Origin of the sequence: Streptomyces sp. NPDC087428, assembly GCF_044744085.1 — a bacterium.
In the GTDB taxonomy this organism is placed as follows: domain Bacteria; phylum Actinomycetota; class Actinomycetes; order Streptomycetales; family Streptomycetaceae; genus Streptomyces.
On record NZ_JBIUXR010000001.1, the window covers coordinates 437538 to 455862 of the forward strand.

The window sequence follows — 18325 nt, forward strand, 5'->3', positions numbered from 1 at the left end:
CACTACGCCCGGAGGAGACGGCCGAATGGAGCTCGCCGAACTCATCGGACTGCGGCCGGTTCCGGCCGCCGGAGTGCTGATCACTCTGACCCGGCGCTGTCCGCTGCGCTGCGCCCACTGTTCCACCGGCTCCGCGCCGGAGGTGCGGGAGGAGCCCGGGGCGGACGGCCTCCAGCGGTTCGTCTCCTCGTTCACCGCGGACGACCGGCCGGAGGTGATGATGCTGACCGGTGGCGAACCCCTGCTGCGACCGCGCCTGGTGGCCTCGCTCGCCCGCTCCGCGCGGGAGTCCGGCACCCGCACCGCGCTGCTCAGCGGCATGTTCTTCGCCCGCTCCGGCACGCTTCCGCCCGCGATACGGCGGGCGGTGCGCACGCTCGACCACTTCTCCGCCAGCCTCGACCTGCCGCACGAGCGGGAGGTGCCGCGGGCCGGGGTGTTCAGGGCCGTGCGGGAGATCCGCGAGCTGGGGGTCGCGGTCAGCTTCCACCTCACCGGGACCGGGCCCGACGACGCCTATCTCGCGGATGTCACCGCGGACATCCACCGGACGTTCGGCGGCACGGTGCCGGCCCTGGTCAACGAGGTGCGGCCGTTCGGCCGGGCCGCGGCCTGGGCCCGCCCCGCCCGTACCGCGCCGGACGGCGCGGGCGCGCTGCCGTGCGCCATGGCCGCCTGGCCGGTGGTCGCCTTCGACGGCACGGTCCTGGCCTGCTGCAACCAGGACACCGTGGACCGCCGCCCGGCCCCGCCCCATCTGCGGCTCGGCCATGTCGCCGAGGACGGCTGGGCCGCCGTGCGCGCGGGTACGCTCCGCTCACCGCTGCTGCGGCTCGTGCGCACGGTGGGCCCGGCCCACCTGCGGGCGCGCTGGTCGCCGGCGACACCGGCCGGCTCCTACTGCGGGGACTGCCGCGAGCTGAGCGACCGGCCGGAGGTGGTGGCGGCGGCCGACGCGGTGGCGGGCGGCGCCGCCGGCGCGCTGCTCGACCTGACCTCGGCCCGTCGCCAGCACGACGACGGGCCGGTGGCCCTGGTACGACGCCACGGATGCGCCCCCTACGCGGACCTGGTGGCGACGCCGGGCCCGGCGCGCGGCCCGCGTCCGGCGCCGGAAGGCACCGGACCGTGACCGCCGCCGGACAGACCCCGGGCCCGGCCGGGGGCTCGGCACTGCCCGACGCCGGACGGCGGGAGCGCGGGCTGCCGGCCTCCGAGCGGCTGCGGGCCAAACTCGCCCTCGCCGAGCCGGCGTTGCGCGCCTCGACGGACGTGCTGTGGCGGGCCGAGGGGCTGCTGCCCCGCTACCGGGCGTACCTGTGCGCGATGCACACGGTCATCCGTGCCTCCGTACCGCTGATGGAACGGGCCGCGGAACGGGCCGCGTCGAGGGCGCGGCACGGCGATCCGCTGGGCGCGCCGCTGGCCGCGTACCTGCACGACCACATCCGGGAGGAGGCGGAACACGACTCCTGGCTGCTCGACGACCTGACCGCGGCGGGCAGCGGCCCGCGGGCCGCGCTGGACCCGGTGCCGCCGCCGCTGGTCGCCTCCCTGGCGGGCGCCCAGTACTACTGGATCGAGCACCACCACCCGGTGGCGCTGCTCGGCTACATCGCCGTCCTGGAGGGGCACGCCCCGGCCTCCGGACTGGCCCCCCGGCTGGCCCGGCTGACCGGGCTGCCCGCCCCGGCCTTCCGCACCGTGCACGAACACGCGCGGCTCGACGACGGCCACGCCGGCGAACTGTACGCACTGCTCGACCGGTTGCCGCTCTCGCGGGGCCACGAGGCGGCCGTCGCCGTCAGCGCCCTGCACACCACGGACGCGCTCACCCAGTTGTTCGTCCGGCTCGGGCGCACCGGACCGGCGCCGCCGGTGCGGGGAGCGGGGCGGTCCGTCCCGACAGGAGGCCAGGTATGAACGAACCACCGGACCGGCTCGCCGTGCTGTACGGCGCCGGGTTCGCCGTCGATCTGCTCACCGAGGAACAGCGGCAGGTCCTGACCGGTCTCGCACCCGAGGAACTGACGCTGCTGCTCGACATCAAGAGCCGGCTGGACGACGTCGGACCCGAGGTGCAGGCACACGGCGAGATCGCGGGCGGCGCCCTGTTCTGAGGGCCGTGTCCGTGAAGGCCCGCCCGTGGCGACCTCGCCGCGCGGCGGGCCGGCTCCCCCCGTGACCCGGCCCACCGCTCCGGCCGGACCAAGCAGAGAGGAAGCGCTGATGAACTGCATCTCGTGCCGGCACGAACTGCCCACCGCCGCACGGTTCTGCCCGGCCTGCGGCACCCCCTGCCCGGCGCCCGTCGCGGCGGCGCCGGAGGACGAACGCAAGCTGGTCACCGCGGTCTTCTGCGATCTGGTGGGCTCCACGGCGCTGTCCGGCGTGCTGGACCCGGAGACCCTGCGCACCGTGACGCTGCGCTATTTCGCGGCGATGAGCGAGCAGATCGAGGCCCGCGGCGGCACCCCGGAGAAGTTCATCGGTGATGCCGTGATGGCGGTGTTCGGGGTGCCGGTGATGCGGGAGGACGACGCCCGGCGGGCGCTCTCGGCGGCGCTCGGCATGCGCGAGGCGCTGGCGGACCTGAACACCGAGCTCCAGGCCTCCCTGGGCATCCGGCTCAGTATCCGGATCGGCGTCAACACCGGTCAGGTGGTGGCGAGTTCCGATGCCAGCACCCGGCAGGCGCTGGTCTCGGGCGAGACGGTGAACGTGGCGGCCCGGCTGGAACAGAACGCGGCGCCCGGCGAGATCCTGATCGGCCCGCAGACGGTGGAGGCCGCCGGGCCGACCGTCGTCGTGGAGGGGACCGGCCCGCTGCGGCTGAAGGGCAAGAGCGACAGCGTGCACGCCTACCGGCTGATCGCGCTCGGCGCCGACGACCCGGAGCTGCTGCGCCGTTTCGACGTGCCGTTCATCGGCCGCGCCGCGGAGAAGGCGGTGCTGGACGAGGCGCTGGACCGGACGGTGCGCGGGGCGGGTCCGGGGCTGGTGCGCCTGGTCGGCGACGCCGGGGTCGGCAAGACCCGGCTGGCGCGCGAGTGGCTGGCCGGGCTCGCCGGGCCGGGCGGGCCGGTCGTCGGCACCGGGCGCTGCCGCAGCTACGGCGACCACGGCACCCTGACGCCCCTGGCCGACGCGGTCCGGGACGTACTGGAGGCCCCCGCGGCGCGCGAGGCCCTCGACGCGGCGTCCGGGCGGGCCGGGGCCTCGGTGGCGGACGCGCGGGCGCTGCTGCGTGACGGGCTGCTGCACGACGGCACGCCCAACGCCCCGTTCGAGGACATGTGCGCCGCGCTGATCACCGTGCTGGCCCGGACGGCGGGCCGCCCTCCGGCGCTGCTGGTCCTGGACGACTGGCACTGGGCCGAACCGCTGCTGGTGCGGACGGTGAACCGGCTGGCGGGACCGCTCGGCCTGGCGGGGGTGCTCATCGTGTGTCCGGGCCGTCCCGACGGGCCCTCGTCCGCCGCGGACCCTGCCGCCCGCCCCCCGCAGATCCTTCCGCTGGCCGGACTGCCGCGCGCAGAGGCGGACCTGCTGGTCCGCGAGCTGACCGGACCCGGCACGCGGACCGCCCGGATCGACGGAGACCTGTACGACCGTGCCGAGGGGAACCCGCTCTACCTGGAACAGCTCCTGGTACCGGCCGGTCCCGGCCCGTCCGGCGCCCAGGCCGAGGAGGGCGCGGCGGTGCCGCCGACCCTTCAGGCGCTGCTCGGCGCCCGGATCGGCGCGCTGGAGCGCACCGAACGCAGCACCCTGGATCTGGCCGCCGTCGTCGGCCGGGACTTCACCGCGCCGGAACTCGTCCGGCTGACGCGGGCGGTGCGCGAGACGGAGGACCCGGCCCGGCCCGGCCCGGCCGCGCCGGACGACGCGCCGGACGACGACCGCGGCCGGGTGGTGCGGGCGCTGGCCCGGCTGCGCCGCCGCCGGCTGGTCGAGACCACGCCCGGCGGCGATCCGGGCGCGGGGCGGCACCGGTTCAGCAGCGGCCTGGTCCAGGAGGTCGCGTACGCCTCGCTGTCCAAGCGGTCCAAGGCCGACCGGCACGCCTGGGCGTCGGAGCTGCCCAGTGTGACGGCGGCCGGCGAGGCGGCGGTGGGCGGGCATCTGGAACGGGCCTACCGGTACCGCGCCGAACTCGGCCTCACCGACGACCGGGCCGCCGCCCTGCGGGGCCGGGCCGCCGCCGCGCTCGCCGCGGCCGGTGCGCAGGCCCTGTCCCGTTCCGATCTGCACTGGGCGCAGGGCCTGTTGGAACGGGCCGTGGATCTGCATCCGCACGGCGACCCGGCCGCGGCGCCCGCGTTGCGCCGGCTCGGCGAGGTGCGGCTGGCGCTCGGCCGTCCGCAGGACGGGGAGCGCCTGCTGCGGCAGGTCCTGGCCATCGGGACCGCCCCGGTCGAGGCCGCGCACGCCCGGCTCGCGCTGGCGGTGCTCGACCCGGCCGCGGTGAACGTGTCGGCCACGGCCCGCTCGGTGCTGCCGCTGTTCGAGTCCGCCGGGGACTCCGTCGGGCAGGCACGGGCCCGGCTGCGGCTCGCCCAGCAGTTGCAGCTGGCCGGGCGGCACGAGGAGGCGGACCGCGATCTGACGCTGGCCCTGGACCACGCGGTGCGGGCCGAGGCGGAGCCGGAGCGCGCGGCGGCGCTCGGAGCCATCGGGATCTCGCTGTGGCGCGGCCCGGAGCCGGTGCCGGTCGCGGTGGCCCGCTGCCGGGACCTCCTCGCCGCGCACGGCGCCGGGCGGCCGGCCGTACGGACCACGCTGAACTGCCCGCTGGCCGTGCTCTACGCGCTCAACGGCCGGGCGGACCGGGCCGGGGAGTGCCTGGCGGAGGCGGAACGGCTCGCACAGGAGCTGGGGTACGCGGAGGCGGAGGTCTTCCTGCCGGTGTTCCGGGCGACGGTCGAGACGCTGCTCGGGCACACCGGACCGGCGCTGGACCTGCTCGTGCGGGCCGACCGGGCGGCCGCGCACTCGGGCGCCCGGTCCATGCGTCCGGCCATCGGGCTGGAGACGGCCCGGCTGCTGCTCGACGAGGGCCGGCCGAAGGGCGCCGGTCCGTGGCTCGAAGCGGTCGGGGCGCCGGAGTCGCTGCCGCACGCGGACCGGGTGGACCTGGCGGGGCTGCGGGCCCGGCTGGCCGCGGGGGCCGGTGACGCGGCCGCGGCGCTGCGGCACGCGGACCGGGCCGTACGGGACTCCCTGCTGACCGACTCCCCGCTGGTGCGGGCCACCGCGTCGCTGGACCAGGCACGGACGCTGGCGCTGCTGGGCGATCGTGCGGGTGCGACGGCGGCGGCGCGGGAGGCGCGGGACCGGTTCGCGGAGAAGGGACATCTGCCGGGTGAGCGGTGGGCCGCCCGGCTCGTCGCCGGACCGGCGGCGGCCACGACGGAGATGAGCTGACGGATGGCTACCACGGACACGACACCGGGGCTGACGTGGAGTCTGCGCGGGCGCGGCCCCGAGGACGTGGCGGTCCTCGCGGACCCCGGTCCCGGACCGGGCGACGACGCGGCCGTACCGGGCACCGGGCGGGGGGTACGGGTCTGCGTGGTGGACTCGGGGGTCGAGCGCGACCATCCGGGGGTGGGCCCGGTCGACGGGTCCTGGGTGGTCGTCAAGGATCCGGAGACCGGCGGGACGGAGGTCAGGGCGACCAGTACCGGGGACTCCTGCGGTCACGGCACCGCGTGCGCGGGCATCATCCGCCGGACGGCACCGGAGTGCGAACTGCACAGCGTCCGGGTGCTGGGCGAGCGGTTCTCCGGCACCGGGGACGTCCTGCTCGCCGGGCTGCGGTGGGCGGTCGAGCAGGGCTTCGACGTGGTGAACCTGTCGCTGTCCACCACCCGCGCCCGGTTCGCGGAGGAACTCCACGCGCTGGCCGACCACGCCTACTTCAACCGCACGGTCGTCGTCGCCTCCGCGCACAACTCGCCGGTGGAGAGCTATCCGTGGCGGTTCGCGTCGGTGATCTCCGTGGGCAGCCACCAGGAAGAGAGTCCGGACATGCACCTCTACAACCCCGATCCGCCGGTGGAGTTCTTCGCCCCCGGCCAGAACGTGACGGTTCCCTGGCTGGGCGGCACCTCGATACGTACCACCGGGAACAGCTTCGCGACCCCGTACATCAGCGGGCTGTGCGCGCGTCTCCTCTCGGCGCATCCGAGGATGACGGCCTTTCAGCTCAAGAACGCCCTCTATCTCTCCGCGGCCAACGTGCGGTTCGGCCCGCGGCTTTCCATCCCGGCAGGAGAGGCCTGTGATGACTCCGAGAACTGAACCAGCGTCCGCCGCGGGAACGGTGCCGCCGGCGAGATCGCCCCGGCACGAGCTCCTCCAGTCCGTCGTCGACGTGGCCCGTGCGATCTTCGGCGCGGCGGCCAGCTCCGTCTTCCTGCTGGACGAGGAGACCGACGAGCTGGTCTTCCAGGCGGTCTCCGGCCAGGGCGAGGAGTTCCTGGTGGGCCGCCGGTTCCCGGCCGGGCGCGGGATCGCGGGCTGGGTGGCGACATCCGGGGAGCCGATGGTGGTGGACGACCTCAGCGTCACCCCCTCCTTCGACCGGTCGCTCGCCGAGTCCACCGAGTTCGTGCCCAGCGCGCTGATGGCGGCGCCGCTGATCAGTGACGGCCGGGTGCTCGGTGTCCTGGAGGTGCTCGATCCGTCCCCGCGCGCCCGCACCGAGATGCGGGAGCTGGACCTGCTCGCGATGTTCGCCCGGCAGGCGGCCGCGGCGCTGCGCGTGGTGTCGTTCGCACCGGCCGACCGCGAACGGCGGGAGGGGGCCGAGCGGCTGGGGCCGCGGCAGCGGGCGGACGCGCTGAGACTGCTGGGTAACCTGGAGCAGTTGCTCCGGGAGCCCTGCTGAACCGGGCTCCGCGAGCCACGTCCGGTGCAGACGACGGAAGGACACGCACGTGAAGCTCGCTTTCTCCACCCTCGGGGTGCCGGGGCTGCCGATACCCGAGGTCGTCCGGCTCGCCGCCGAACACGGCTACCAGGGGGTGGAGCTGCGCGCCCACCCGGAGGAGCCGGTGCACCCCGGGCTCTCGATGCTGGAGCGGGCCGATGTGGTCGAGGAGTTCAAGCGGGGCGGGATCGAGATCCTGACCGTGGCCGGCTATGTCCGGGCCGCCTCCGAGGGCGAGGACCAGCCGGTGCTGGACGAGCTCGCCGCGCTGGTGGAGCTGGCCCGGGACCTGGGCGCGCGGAACGTCAGGGTCTTCCCCGGCGGCGGCGACCAGGACCCCGACGCGGCGGACGCGACCGCCGCCCGCAGGCTGGCCGCCGCCGCTCCGTACGCCGCGGACATGGGCGTGCGCATCCTGCTGGAGACCCACGACTCGCACCGCGCGGGCGTCGCCGTGGCCCGTGTGGTGGGCACGGTGGGGCACGGGAGCGTCGGCGCGCTGTGGGACATCATGCACACCTGGCTGGCCGGTGAGGAACCGGTCGCGAGCCATGCGGTGCTGGCCCCGCACCTGGGCTACGTCCAGGTGAAGGACATCGCGTCGGCGGAGGCCACCGCGCCCCTCGCCCTGGGCGCCGGGGTGCTGCCGCTGCGGGCCTGCCTGGACACCCTGGACCCGGACAGCTGGGTCTGCTGGGAGTACGAGAAGCGCTGGCACCCGGAGGCGGCGGAGCTGCCCGGACTGCTGAGCGCGGGGCGCGAGCACCTGCTGCGGCTGGGTGCGCCGAAGCAGTAGAGCGGTCAGGCGGCCCCCGCGGCCTGCGACTCCGCGAGCTCAGGGGTGGCGGGGCGGGGGCGCCGCGCCCCGGCGAGCGAGGTCAGCGCCACACCGCCGACCAGCAGCGCCGCCGCGCACCACCGCAGCGGGCTCACCGACTCGTCGAGCAGCAGGGCGGCCGACGACATCCCGAAGACGGGGACGAGCAGGGTGAACGGGGCGACCGACGACGCCGGGTACCGGCTCAGCAGGAAGCCCCAGGCCCCGAAGCCGAACACCGTGGTGATCCAGGCGACGTAGACGATGATTCCGGCGCCGCTCCAATCGAGCGCGGCGAGCGCCCGCGTATCGCGGTCCCATCCCTCGAAGAGGAGCGAGAGCCCGAGCAGCGGCAGCACCGGGACGGTGGAGACCCAGACCATGAAGTTGAGGGCGTCGGGCGGGGCGGCTCTCCGGGTCAGCACGTTGGACACGCCCCAGCAGGCGGCCGCCGCGATCACCAGGACGAAGGCGAGCACGGGCCCGTCCGCCCCCTCGTCCACGGCGGCGACACCGATCCCGGCGAGGGCCACCGCCATCCCCAGCACCCGTGTCCTGCCCGGCCGTTCACCGAGTGCGAGCGCCGCGAAGAGCGCGGTGAAGACCGCCTGCGCCTGGAGCACCAGGGAGGACAGCCCGGCCCCCATGCCGCGGTCCATGCCGATGAACAGCAGCCCGAACTTGGCCACGCCCAGGGCCAGTCCCACCCCCACGATCCACTTCCGGGCGACCTTCGGCGGGCCGACGAGGAAGACCGCGGGCAGTGCCGCGACCAGGAAGCGCAGGGCGGAGAAGAGCAGCGGCGGGAAGTGGTAGAGCCCGAGCTCGATGACGACGAAGTTGACACCCCAGACGGCGGCCACCAGGGCGGCCAGGGCGATGTGGAGGGGACGCATGTCCCGAGGATCACCCGCATCGACCGTTTAGCACCAGCGCGGATTTCTTCATGGTGAAATTGAGCTTTGCTAATGAATCGACGGTATCCAGGAGGCTCCGGTGCTCGATCTCTCCCGGCTGCGCGCACTGCACGCCATCTCCGTCCACGGCTCCGTCGCGGGCGCCGCGGCGGCGCTCGGCTACACCCCGTCGGCGGTCTCGCAGCAGATCACCAAGCTGGAGCGGGAGACCCGTACGACGCTGCTGGAGCGGCGCGGCCGGGGGGTGGCCCTCACCGAGGAGGCGGTCCGGCTGGCCGCCACCGCACAGGAGTTGCTGGCCATCGTGGAGCGCGCGGAGACGAGTCTGGAGGAGCGCAGGGGGCTGCCGACGGGGCGGCTGTCGATCGGCGCGTTCGCCTCGGCCGCGCGCGGACTGCTGCCCGGGGTGCTGGCGGAGCTGGACCGCGAGCACCCGGCCCTGGACGTCCGGATGACCGAGGTCGATCCGCACCTCTCGGTCGACCTGGTCGCCAAAGGCGTGATCGACCTGGCCGTCGCGCACGACTGGGACATCGCCCCGCTGCCCGCCCCGGACGGTGTCGCGCAGGCGCTGATCGGGGAGGACCTCTGCGATCTGCTGGTACCGGCGGACCACCGGCTGGCGGGCCGGGACGGGGTGCGCCGCGAGGAGCTGGCGAAGGAGCGGTGGATCTGCCAGCCGCCGGGGACGGTCTGCCACGACTGGCTCGTACGGACGCTGCGCACGGCGGGCTACGAGCCGGACATCCGTCACCGGGCCGAGGAGAACCACACGCAACTGGCCCTGCTCGCCGCCGGTCTCGGCGTCGCGATGATCCCTCGGCTGGGCCGCGGGCCGCTGCCGGACGGGGTGGTGGAGGTGCGGATCGAGCCCGTGCCCGTACGCCGGCTGTACGCGCTGTGGCGTACGGAGGCGGCGCGGCGTCCCGCGATCAGGGCGGCGGTCGCGGCGCTCCAGGCGCACGGGGCGGGCGCGGGGCTGAGTCAACCGGGCCCGGCCCGGGGGGAATGACGTGAGGAGGCGAGGTGGGAGGAGGTGAGGGATTCGTCCCCCTCCCCCACCCGTACGGGACGCGCTCAAACGGTCGGGGCTCTTGACCGGAAGTTATTTTCTGGATATCCGTGATCCTTGGAAGTTTCTTTCACCACCCCCTCGTCACCGAGTACGGCCGAAGGAGCTCACGTGCACCACCGCACCTCCAGACGCACCCTCCTCACCGCCACCGCCGCCACCGCAGTCGTGGCGGCGACGGGTGCGGCAGTCGCCCCCGGCGCCGTCGCCGCCCAGAAGTCCGCGGGCGGCAGTCACCACTCCGCAGCCACCACCCGGCGGCTGAAGCGGCTCATCTCCCGGATGAGCCTGGAGGAGAAGATCGGCCAGCTGTTCGTCATGCGGGTCTACGGGCACTCCGCCACCGACCCCGACCAGGCCGACATCGACGCCAACCTCGCCGAGATCGGCGTGCGCACCGCCGCGGAGATGATCGCCAAGTACCACGTCGGCGGCATCATCTACTTCACCTGGGCGCACAACACCCGTGACCCGCACCAGATCGCCGATCTCTCCAACGGCATCCAGCGCGCGGGCCTGGCGGGTCCCACGCCGCTGCCGCTCCTCGTCTCGACGGACCAGGAGCACGGCATCGTCTGCCGGGTCGGCGAGCCCGCCACGCTGATGCCGGGCGCGATGGCGCTGGGCGCCGGCGGTTCGCGCTCCGACGCCCGCAAGGCGGGGCAGATCGCGGGCGCCGAGCTGGCCGCGATCGGTATCTGCCAGAACTACGCGCCGGACGCGGACGTCAACGTCAACCCGGCGAACCCGGTGATCGGGGTGCGCTCCTTCGGCTCCGACCCGCAGTCGGTGGCCGGGATGGTCGCCGCCCAGGTGAAGGGGTACCAGAGCGCCGGGATCGCCTCCACGGCCAAGCACTTCCCGGGCCACGGCGACACCAGTACCGACAGCCACACCGGTCTGCCGGTGATCACCCACACCCGCGAGCAGTGGGCCGAGCTGGACGAGCCGCCGTTCCGGGCCGCGATCGCCGCCGGCATCGACTCGATCATGACGGCGCACATCGTGGTGCCCGCGCTCGACCCCTCGGAGGACCCGGCGACCCTGTCCCGGCCCATCCTCACCGGCATCCTCCGCGAGGAGCTGGGGTACGACGGCGTCGTGGTCACCGACTCGCTCGGCATGGAGGGCGTACGGACGAAGTACGGCGACAAGCGGGTGCCGGTGCTCGCCGTGCAGGCGGGCGTCGACCAACTGCTCAACCCGCCCAGCCTGGACGTCTCCTGGAACGCCCTGCTGGCGGCCGTCAAGAGCGGCGAGATCAGTGAGGCCCGGATCGAGGAATCGATCCTGCGCATTCTGCGGCTGAAGACGAAGCTGGGGCTGTTCGAGGACCCGTTCGTCAGTCACCGGGGCGTGGACCGTACCGTCGGCACCCGGTCGCACCTGGCCGCCGCCGACCGGATCGCGGAGCACACGACCACGCTGCTGGCCAACGAGGGCGCGCTGCTGCCGCTGTCGCGCCGCTCCCACCGCAACCTGCTGGTGGTGGGGGCCGATCCGGCGTCCCCGTCCGGCACGACGGGACCGCCGACGGCCACCCTGGCCGCGGAGTTCAAGGAGCTGGGGTACGCGGCCACCGCCCTGTCCACCGGCACCGCGCCCACCCGGGCGGCCATCGACGCGGCGGTGGCGGCCGCGCAGGGGAAGGACGCGGTGGTCGTGGGGACGTACAACGTCACGGCGGCCAGTTCGCAGCGGACCCTGGTGAGTGCGCTGGCCGCGACCGGCGTCCCGGTGATCACGGTCGCGATCCGCAATCCGTACGACATCGCCCAGCTGGCGGGGACGGGGCACGCGGCGAGCCTGGCCGCGTACTCCTGGACGGATGTCGAACTGCGGGCGGCGGCCCGGGTGATCGCGGGCCGCGCCGAACCGGAGGGCACCCTGCCGGTGCCGGTCCAGCGCGCGGACGACCCGGCGCAGGTGCTGCACCCGGTGGGATACGGCCTCTCGTACTGACGGGGGTTCCCGCGCCGGCGGCCGCCCGAGGGGGTGGCCGCCGGCGCGTGTCCCGCTACGGGCGCCGGTGGCCGAGCCGGTGCTCGGTCGTCAGGTCCCGCTGGTCGAGCACCGCGTCGAACTTCGCGAGCGGCTTCGCCTTCGCCGGGTCCGACTGGACGGCGGCCGGGGCGACGCCCGCCCAGCGCAGAATGGCCGCGGTGGCCGTGGCGTTCTCGGCCGGGACCAGACCGGCGACGGTCGCCCCGTGGTTGCCGCCGGGCACGGTGAACACGTGGCTGTCACGGGCGCCGGCGCCGAGCCGGAAGCGCTCCGCGCCGTACGGGTCGTTCTGCCCGTACACGTACAGCATGTGGTCGGCGTGGTGCTTCACCCAGTTGTCGATGTCACGCATCACCCCGGGCTGGAACTTCATCGGGATGGAGCGCGGCACGAACGTGCGCGGCGGCTGGTAGCCGTACCGGCTCAGCTTGCCGAGCCAGGGCTGCTTGATGTCGGGCGAACCCAGCTGGGTGCCCGCCTGGTAGTAGTACGGCGTGTACTTCTCCAGGCCCTGGTCGGCGTAGGCGGAGAAGCCGGAGATCGAGTCGACCGAGTCCCAGATCGCCTGGTCGGTGGCGGTCCTGGCGGCCGGGACCGAGTCGCAGTCGGCGAGCAGGCTGTACTGCCAGAACGCCCAGACGTAGTCGAGGACGACGGCCTCGTACGCCTTGTCGAGGGAGCCGACGGTGGTGAAGGTGTAGCCGTTGTCGGCGGCGTACTGCCGGAGCTTCGCCTCCAGCGGCTCGCGGCGGATCAGCGCCTCGCGCTGCACGCCGTTCAGCTTGTCGCGGCACTCCTTGGTGCCGACGTTCGCCAGGAACCGGTCGTACGTCGAGTCCTCCTTGTCGACCACGTCGTTGGGAGCGACGTACGCGACGACACCGTCCATGTCCTTCGGGTAGTAGCGCTCGTAGTACGTGGCCGTCATGCCGCCCTTGGAACCGCCGGTGGTCAGCCAGTTCTTCGAGTAGATCCTCTTCAGCGCGCCGAAGACCCGGTGCTGGTCACTGGCGGCCTGCCAGATGTCGAGCTTGGACCAGTCGGCGGGCGACGGGCGGGACGGGGTGAAGAACCGGTACTCCAGCGAGACCTGGTTGCCGTCCACGATCCGGGTCGGCTCGGAGCGGCTGGGATTGGTGGAGACGTTGTATCCGCTGGTGAAGAACACCGTCGGACGGGACGTGTCCTTGTGCAGCAGGGTGATCCGCTGCTGGAACGTTCCCTTGGACGGGTGCCGGTGGTCGACCGGCTGGGTGTAGTTCAGGACGAAGTAGCGGTAGCCCGGATACGGCTTCTCCTCGATGAGGCTCATACCCGGGATGGCCAGGATGCGGTCCTTGATGTCCGTGCTCGTACCGCTGTCACTGACGGCGGAACGGAGCGCGGCCGGTTCGGCGGCGGTGGCCGCCCCGGCGGAGGCACCGGTCGCACTCACTGTGCCGATGAGCATCGCGAGCGACAGGAAACCTCTGAGCGCCTTGCGCATACACCCTCCCCTTGATTCACAACAGACCACGTGAACCTAGCGGGGCAACACCGGTGCCGCCAGACCTCATTGCCGCCCGGTCAGTTCGAATCACCCGGTCAGCACAGGGCTCGCCCCGTCAGCACAGAATCCAGTCCGTGGATCCCGTCCGTCCCGAGATGGTGCCGGAGACCCGGACGCAGCGGTTCAGCGCGTGGACCGTCACCGGTCCGGCCTGCCGGGTGAAGTTGCCGCTGTCGACGACGGGGCGCCCGCCGCGCGGCTGGATCTGGACGGACATCCGGCGGCGCGCCCCGGGCTTGGCGGCGACCGCGAGGGCGCAGGCGTAGGAGCGGGTCCTGTAGACGCGCAGTTCGCCCGTGCCGAACCCCAGCGTCTTCGCCGGCCGTCCGGCGCAGACCGACGCGGCGGTGGCGCCGGTCGCCCCGACCCCGCCGAGGAGCAGTCCGAGGACGGTGGCCAGGGCCAGGACCAGCAGCCGCGGGGAGCCCCCGCGCACCGCGCGCCCGTCCGGCACCCCGGCCCGTCCGATCGTCGCTCTGTTCACCGGCCACCCCATCACCTCATCGAACACATGCGCTCCTTCCTGACACATGAGCGCACATACGTGTATCTGCGTACGACGCGGGAGGCCATCCGGAGGTTGCACACGGCGCGCTCGGCATCCCGGGCAACCGAACCGCCACAGGATGGCTCCAACAGGACAAGCCACCCGAAAGGAAGCACTGCCATGACCCGACTCCACACCCCTCGGCACCCCCGCGGCCGGCGCATCATCGGCCGCACGCTCCTCGCGGCCGCTCTCCTGACGGCCGTCGCCGCCGTACCGGCCGCCGCGGCGGCCGCACCGCAGGGGGCACCGGCCGCCGCACCGGCGCACAGCCGCGACGACGCGGGCGACCAGCTGGTCGCCCACTTCTACGGCTCCTACCTCGACGCCATCGCCGCGGAGGGCGGCGGCAAGCTCGCCACCACGCTCCGGAGCTTCTACCTGACGCCCGCCCTGCGCGCGGAGCTGAAGAAGTGGGAGGCGAAGAACCACGCCGACGGGGTGCTGCGCGCCCAGGACGTCCCGGCCGGTTTCAAGGTCACCCCGGGCGACAGCGGCGCCGGCCACACCTGGTCGACGGTCCGCCTCACCTGGGGCACCTCCGCCCACCGGACGTACACGTACCTGACCGTGCGGCAGGACCTCGGGACCGGGAAGATCTCCGGCATCCGGGGCTGACCGGCCCGGACGCGCCCGCCGGTCACACCCCGGCCGGCTCGTCCTCCCCGATGAACGTGCGCCACAGCACGGCGTACTTCCCGTCCAGGGCGAGGAGTTCGTCGTGCGTGCCGTCCTCGACGACCCGGCCGTGGTCCATCACCACGACCCGGTCGGCGCGGGCGGCGGTGGTCAGCCGGTGGGCGACGACCAGAGTGGTGCGCCGGCCCGCGAGGCGGTCGGTCGCCTGGTTGACCAGCGCCTCGCTGGCGAGGTCCAGGGACGCGGTGGCCTCGTCGAGCAGCAGGATGTCCGGGTCGACGAGTTCGGCGCGGGCGAGTGCGATCAACTGCCGCTGTCCGGCGGAGAGATTGCGGCCCCGCTCGGCGACCTCGTGCAGATAACCGCCCTCCAGCGTGGCGATCATGTCGTGCGCCCCGACCGCCCTGGCCGCCGCCTCCACCTCCGCGTCGCCGGCCTCCGGCCGCCCGTACGCGATGGCGTCGCGCACCGTGCCGGCGAAGAGGTACGCCTCCTGCGGCACGACCCCGAGCCGGTGCCGGTACGAGGTGAGACCGAGGCTGCGCAGATCGGTGCCGTCCGCCGTGACCCGGCCGGCCGTCGGGTCGTAGAACCGGGCGACGAGCTTGACGAGGGTCGACTTGCCCGCACCGGTCTCGCCGACGAACGCGACCGTCTGCCCGGCCGGGATGCGCAGGTCGACACCGGTGAGCGCCGCCTCCTCGCCGCCGTACGCGAAGGACACGTCCTCGAACGCGATCTCGCCGCGCAGCGACAGCACGTCCAGCGGTTCGTCCCCGTCGGCGGTGGACGTCGGCTCCTGGAGGAGCTCCTGGATACGGCCCAGCGAGACGGTGGCCTGCTGGTAGCCGTCGAAGACCTGGGAGAGCTGCTGCACGGGCGCGAAGAACAGGTCGATGTAGAGCAGGTAGGCGACGAGCGCACCCGTGGTGAGCGTGTGGTTGTCGACCCGGCCGGCACCGACGATCAGCACGGCGGCCGCGGCCACCGACGACAGCAGCTGGACGAACGGGAAGTAGACCGAGATCAGCCACTGGCCGCGGACCCGGGCCTCACGGTAGTAGGCGCTGCGCCCGGCGAACCGTTCGGCGCCCTCCCCCTCGCGGCGGAAGGCCTGCACGATCCGCAGCCCGGAGACGGACTCCTGGAGGTCGGCGTTGACGGCGCTGATGCGCTCACGGGCCAGCTCGTACGCCTCGACGCTCTTGCGGCGGAAGAAGAACGTGCCGATGACCAGCACCGGGAGGGTCGCGAAGACGACCAGCGCCAGTTCGACGTCCAGGACGAGCAGCGCGACCATGATCCCGAAGAAGGTGACGACGGAGACGAAGGCCGTGACCAGACCGGTCTGCAGGAACGTGGACAGCGCGTCCACGTCCGTCGTCATCCGGGTCATGATCCGGCCGGTCAGCTCGCGCTCGTAGTAGTCGAGGCCGAGGCGCTGGAGCTGCGCGAAGATCTTCAGCCGCAGCGAGTAGAGCACCCGCTCGCCGGTGCGGCCCGTCATCCGGGTCTCGCCGGTCTGGGCCACCCACTGCACGAGGACGACGAGCAGGCCGAGGGCGGAGGCCGTCCAGACCGCGCCCAGGGCCAGCTGGGTGACGCCCTGGTCGATGCCGTTCCTGATCAGCACCGGGAGGAGCAGTCCCGATCCGGCGTCCACGGCCACCAGGGCGAGGCTCACCAGCAGCGGGAGTCCGAAGCCGCGCAGCAGCCGGCGCAGCCCGTAGGACTCCTCGGCGTGCACGGCGCGGGCCTCGTCGATGTCCGGGGTGTCGGTCGCCGGGGGCAGGGCGTCGACCTGGGCGAGGAGCTCGGGGGTGGCGGGCGTGCCGGCCGCGTCGGTCTCCCTGGCCTCCTCCTTGCGGACCCACAGCTCGGGGGTGATGCCGCGCTCGGCGTCGAATTCGGCGTCCAGCTCCTCCTGGAGCGCGCGGTCGTCCACGGGGTCGGCGGCGGGGGCGACCGGCTGGTGGCCGGGCGAGGTGCCGCCGAGCTCGTCCGGGTCGGTGAGCAGGCGCCGGTAGAGCGCGCAGCGCGGCTCCAGCTCCTCGTGCGTGCCGATGTCGGCGAGCCGGCCGTTCTCCAGGACGGCGATCCGGTCGGCGAGGTTGAGGGTGGAGCGGCGGTGGGCGATCAGCAGCGTCGTGCGGCCCGCCATCACCTGGCGCAGCGCCTCGTGGATCTCGTGCTCGACACGGGCGTCGACGGCGGAGGTGGCGTCGTCGAGGAGGAGCAGCCGGGGGTCGGTGAGGATGGCGCGGGCGAGGGCGACGCGCTGGCGCTGGCCGCCGGAGAGGGTGAGCCCCTGCTCGCCGACCTCGGTGTCGTACCCCTGGGGCAGTTCGGCGATGAACCGGTGGGCCTGGGCGGCGCGGGAGGCCTGCTCGATCTGTTCGTCGGTGGCGTCCGGGAGCCCGTAGGCGATGTTGGCGCGGATGGAGTCGGAGAACAGGAAGCTGTTCTCCGGTACGAGGCCGATGGCGGCCCGCAGCGAGTCGAGGGTCAGCTCGCGGACGTCGTGGCCACCGACCAGGACGGCGCCGTGCGTCACGTCGTAGAAGCGCGGGAGCAGCATCGAGACGGTGGACTTGCCGCTGCCGGACGCGCCGACGACGGCGACGGTCTCGCCGGGCTCGATGGTCAGCGAGAAGCCGTCGAGGACGGGCCGGTCCTCGTCGTAGCCGAAGCGCACGTCGTCGAACTCGACGCTGCCCGGGGCATCGGTGGGGAGCTGCTTGGTGCCGTCCCGCATCGTCGGCTCGGTGTCGATCAGTTCCAGTACGCGTTCCACACCGGCGCGGGCCTGCTGTCCCACGGTGAGGACCATGGCGAGCATCCGGACCGGGCCGACGAGCTGGGCGAGGTACGTGGAGAACGCGACGAACGTACCGAGGGTGATCTCGCCCCGGGTGGCGAGCCAGCCGCCGAGGGCCAGCATGGCGACCTGGCCGAGCGCGGGGACGGCTTGCAGGGCGGGGGTGTAGCGGGAGTTCAGCCGGATGGTGCGCAGCCGGCCGGCGAAGAGCCTGCGTCCGACCTCGCGCAGCTTGCCGGTCTCCTGGTCCTCCTGTCCGAACCCCTTGACGACGCGGACGCCGGAGACGGCGCCGTCGACGACTCCGGCGACGGCCGCGGCCTGCGACTGGGCGTACCAGGTGGCGGGGAAGAGCCGGGTGCGGGAGCGGCGGGCGATGTACCAGAGGGCGGGGGCGACGGCGACGGCGACGAGGGTCAGCAGCGGCGAGAGCCACGCCATGATCACCAGGGAGAGCAGGAAGAGCAGGACGTTCCCGATGGTCATCGGGAGCATGAACAGCAGCCCCTGGATCAGCTGGAGGTCGCTGGTGGCGCGCCCGACGACCTGTCCGGTGGACAGCTCGTCCTGGCGCTTCCCGTCCAGACGGGTGATCGTCCGGTAGATCTCGGTCCGCAGGTCGTGCTGGACGTCCAGGGCCAGCCGGCCACCGTAGTAGCGGCGGATGTACGTGGAGACGTACACGAGCGCGGCGGCCCCTATGAGCAGTCCGGTCCAGACGGCGAGGGAGCGGGTGTGGTTGCCGACCACGTCGTCGATGATCACCTTGGTGATCAGCGGGACGAGGGCCATCACCGCCATTCCGGCGAGCGACGAGCCGAGCGCCAGCAGCACGTTGCGCCGGTAGCGCCAGGCGTAGCCGATCAGCCTGCGCGCCCAGCCACGGGGCTGTGGCCCGTCGCCTGTCTCCCCTGTGTCCGACACCCGATGCCTCCCGTTCGTCCCGCTCTGCCGCAAGGCACCAACGCGGGCGGTTGCGGATTTCATCCCTCCGCAACAAATTACGGGACCATCGGCGCGGCCCG

At 73.6% G+C, this 18325-nt stretch carries 14 protein-coding genes; 10 read left to right on the forward strand and 4 right to left on the reverse strand.

Annotation, left to right across the window (positions count from 1 at the left end; genetic code table 11):
* Positions 1-25: 25 nt before the first annotated feature.
* The 7 genes from ACIO3R_RS01985 (at position 26) to ACIO3R_RS02015 (ending at position 7733) form a co-directional block, all read left to right on the forward strand.
* The gene (locus ACIO3R_RS01985; RefSeq protein WP_385031206.1) at positions 26-1132 is read left to right on the forward strand and encodes a radical SAM protein; all 1107 of its coding nucleotides are present in this window, start codon (positions 26-28) and stop codon (positions 1130-1132) included.
* 71 nt (positions 1133-1203) lie between these two features.
* Entirely contained in the window at positions 1204-1923 is a 720-nt protein-coding gene (locus ACIO3R_RS01990) for an iron-containing redox enzyme family protein (RefSeq protein ID WP_402102940.1), read from the forward strand.
* Positions 1920-2120: an aroma-sacti cluster domain-containing protein gene (locus ACIO3R_RS01995; RefSeq protein ID WP_311305602.1), complete on the forward strand. Its 201-nt coding sequence runs from the start codon at positions 1920-1922 to the stop codon at positions 2118-2120. Before ACIO3R_RS01990 ends, ACIO3R_RS01995 begins: the two co-directional genes overlap by 4 nt.
* A gap of 109 nt (positions 2121-2229) precedes the next feature.
* Positions 2230-5427, forward strand: coding sequence for an adenylate/guanylate cyclase domain-containing protein (locus ACIO3R_RS02000; RefSeq protein WP_402102340.1), 3198 nt, complete (start codon positions 2230-2232; stop codon positions 5425-5427).
* A gap of 3 nt (positions 5428-5430) precedes the next feature.
* Positions 5431-6306, forward strand: coding sequence for a S8 family serine peptidase (locus tag ACIO3R_RS02005; RefSeq protein ID WP_385031199.1), 876 nt, complete (start codon positions 5431-5433; stop codon positions 6304-6306).
* The gene (locus ACIO3R_RS02010) at positions 6290-6895 is read left to right on the forward strand and encodes a GAF domain-containing protein (RefSeq protein ID WP_385031196.1); all 606 of its coding nucleotides are present in this window, start codon (positions 6290-6292) and stop codon (positions 6893-6895) included. Before ACIO3R_RS02005 ends, ACIO3R_RS02010 begins: the two co-directional genes overlap by 17 nt.
* A gap of 49 nt (positions 6896-6944) precedes the next feature.
* A complete protein-coding gene (locus tag ACIO3R_RS02015; protein WP_385031193.1) occupies positions 6945-7733 on the forward strand; it encodes a sugar phosphate isomerase/epimerase family protein in 789 nt (262 codons plus the stop codon).
* Positions 7734-7738: 5 nt separating this feature from the next.
* Here ACIO3R_RS02015 and ACIO3R_RS02020 read toward each other — a convergent pair whose 3' ends face one another.
* Positions 7739-8650, reverse strand: a complete 912-nt coding sequence (locus tag ACIO3R_RS02020; protein ID WP_402102345.1) for an EamA family transporter — start codon at positions 8648-8650, stop codon at positions 7739-7741.
* A gap of 100 nt (positions 8651-8750) precedes the next feature.
* Between ACIO3R_RS02020 and ACIO3R_RS02025 the strand changes: the two genes are divergently transcribed.
* Together ACIO3R_RS02025 and ACIO3R_RS02030 are read left to right on the forward strand one after the other, a co-directional pair.
* The gene (locus ACIO3R_RS02025) at positions 8751-9683 is read left to right on the forward strand and encodes a LysR substrate-binding domain-containing protein (protein WP_402102348.1); all 933 of its coding nucleotides are present in this window, start codon (positions 8751-8753) and stop codon (positions 9681-9683) included.
* 171 nt (positions 9684-9854) lie between these two features.
* Positions 9855-11705 (forward strand): glycoside hydrolase family 3 protein, encoded by a 1851-nt coding sequence (locus ACIO3R_RS02030; protein WP_402102351.1) that lies wholly within the window; start codon positions 9855-9857, stop codon positions 11703-11705.
* A gap of 55 nt (positions 11706-11760) precedes the next feature.
* Here the strand turns inward: ACIO3R_RS02030 and ACIO3R_RS02035 are convergent, their stop codons facing one another.
* Together ACIO3R_RS02035 and ACIO3R_RS02040 are read right to left on the reverse strand one after the other, a co-directional pair.
* The gene (locus ACIO3R_RS02035) at positions 11761-13233 is read right to left on the reverse strand and encodes a S28 family serine protease (RefSeq protein ID WP_385036795.1); all 1473 of its coding nucleotides are present in this window, start codon (positions 13231-13233) and stop codon (positions 11761-11763) included.
* Between the two features lie 118 nt (positions 13234-13351).
* The gene (locus tag ACIO3R_RS02040; protein ID WP_402102943.1) at positions 13352-13792 is read right to left on the reverse strand and encodes a hypothetical protein; all 441 of its coding nucleotides are present in this window, start codon (positions 13790-13792) and stop codon (positions 13352-13354) included.
* Positions 13793-13963: 171 nt separating this feature from the next.
* On the opposite strand from ACIO3R_RS02040, the gene ACIO3R_RS02045 reads away from it, so the two are divergent.
* Positions 13964-14461, forward strand: coding sequence for a hypothetical protein (locus tag ACIO3R_RS02045; RefSeq protein ID WP_402102356.1), 498 nt, complete (start codon positions 13964-13966; stop codon positions 14459-14461).
* A 22-nt stretch (positions 14462-14483) separates the two neighbouring features.
* On the opposite strand, the gene ACIO3R_RS02050 is transcribed toward ACIO3R_RS02045, so the two are convergent.
* Complete coding sequence (locus ACIO3R_RS02050) at positions 14484-18224, reverse strand: ABC transporter ATP-binding protein (protein ID WP_385036800.1); 3741 nt, start codon at positions 18222-18224, stop codon at positions 14484-14486.
* Positions 18225-18325: the final 101 nt, after the last annotated feature.

Coding starts and splice junctions, on each gene's coding strand:
- ACIO3R_RS02040 (WP_402102943.1), bottom strand. CDS start 13,792: ATGGGGTGGCCGGTGAACAGAGCGACGATCGGACGGGCCGGGGTGCCG.
- ACIO3R_RS02010 (WP_385031196.1), top strand. CDS start 6,290: ATGACTCCGAGAACTGAACCAGCGTCCGCCGCGGGAACGGTGCCGCCG.
- ACIO3R_RS02035 (WP_385036795.1), bottom strand. CDS start 13,233: ATGCGCAAGGCGCTCAGAGGTTTCCTGTCGCTCGCGATGCTCATCGGC.
- ACIO3R_RS01995 (WP_311305602.1), top strand. CDS start 1,920: ATGAACGAACCACCGGACCGGCTCGCCGTGCTGTACGGCGCCGGGTTC.
- ACIO3R_RS02045 (WP_402102356.1), top strand. CDS start 13,964: ATGACCCGACTCCACACCCCTCGGCACCCCCGCGGCCGGCGCATCATC.
- ACIO3R_RS02005 (WP_385031199.1), top strand. CDS start 5,431: ATGGCTACCACGGACACGACACCGGGGCTGACGTGGAGTCTGCGCGGG.
- ACIO3R_RS02020 (WP_402102345.1), bottom strand. CDS start 8,650: ATGCGTCCCCTCCACATCGCCCTGGCCGCCCTGGTGGCCGCCGTCTGG.
- ACIO3R_RS01985 (WP_385031206.1), top strand. CDS start 26: ATGGAGCTCGCCGAACTCATCGGACTGCGGCCGGTTCCGGCCGCCGGA.
- ACIO3R_RS02000 (WP_402102340.1), top strand. CDS start 2,230: ATGAACTGCATCTCGTGCCGGCACGAACTGCCCACCGCCGCACGGTTC.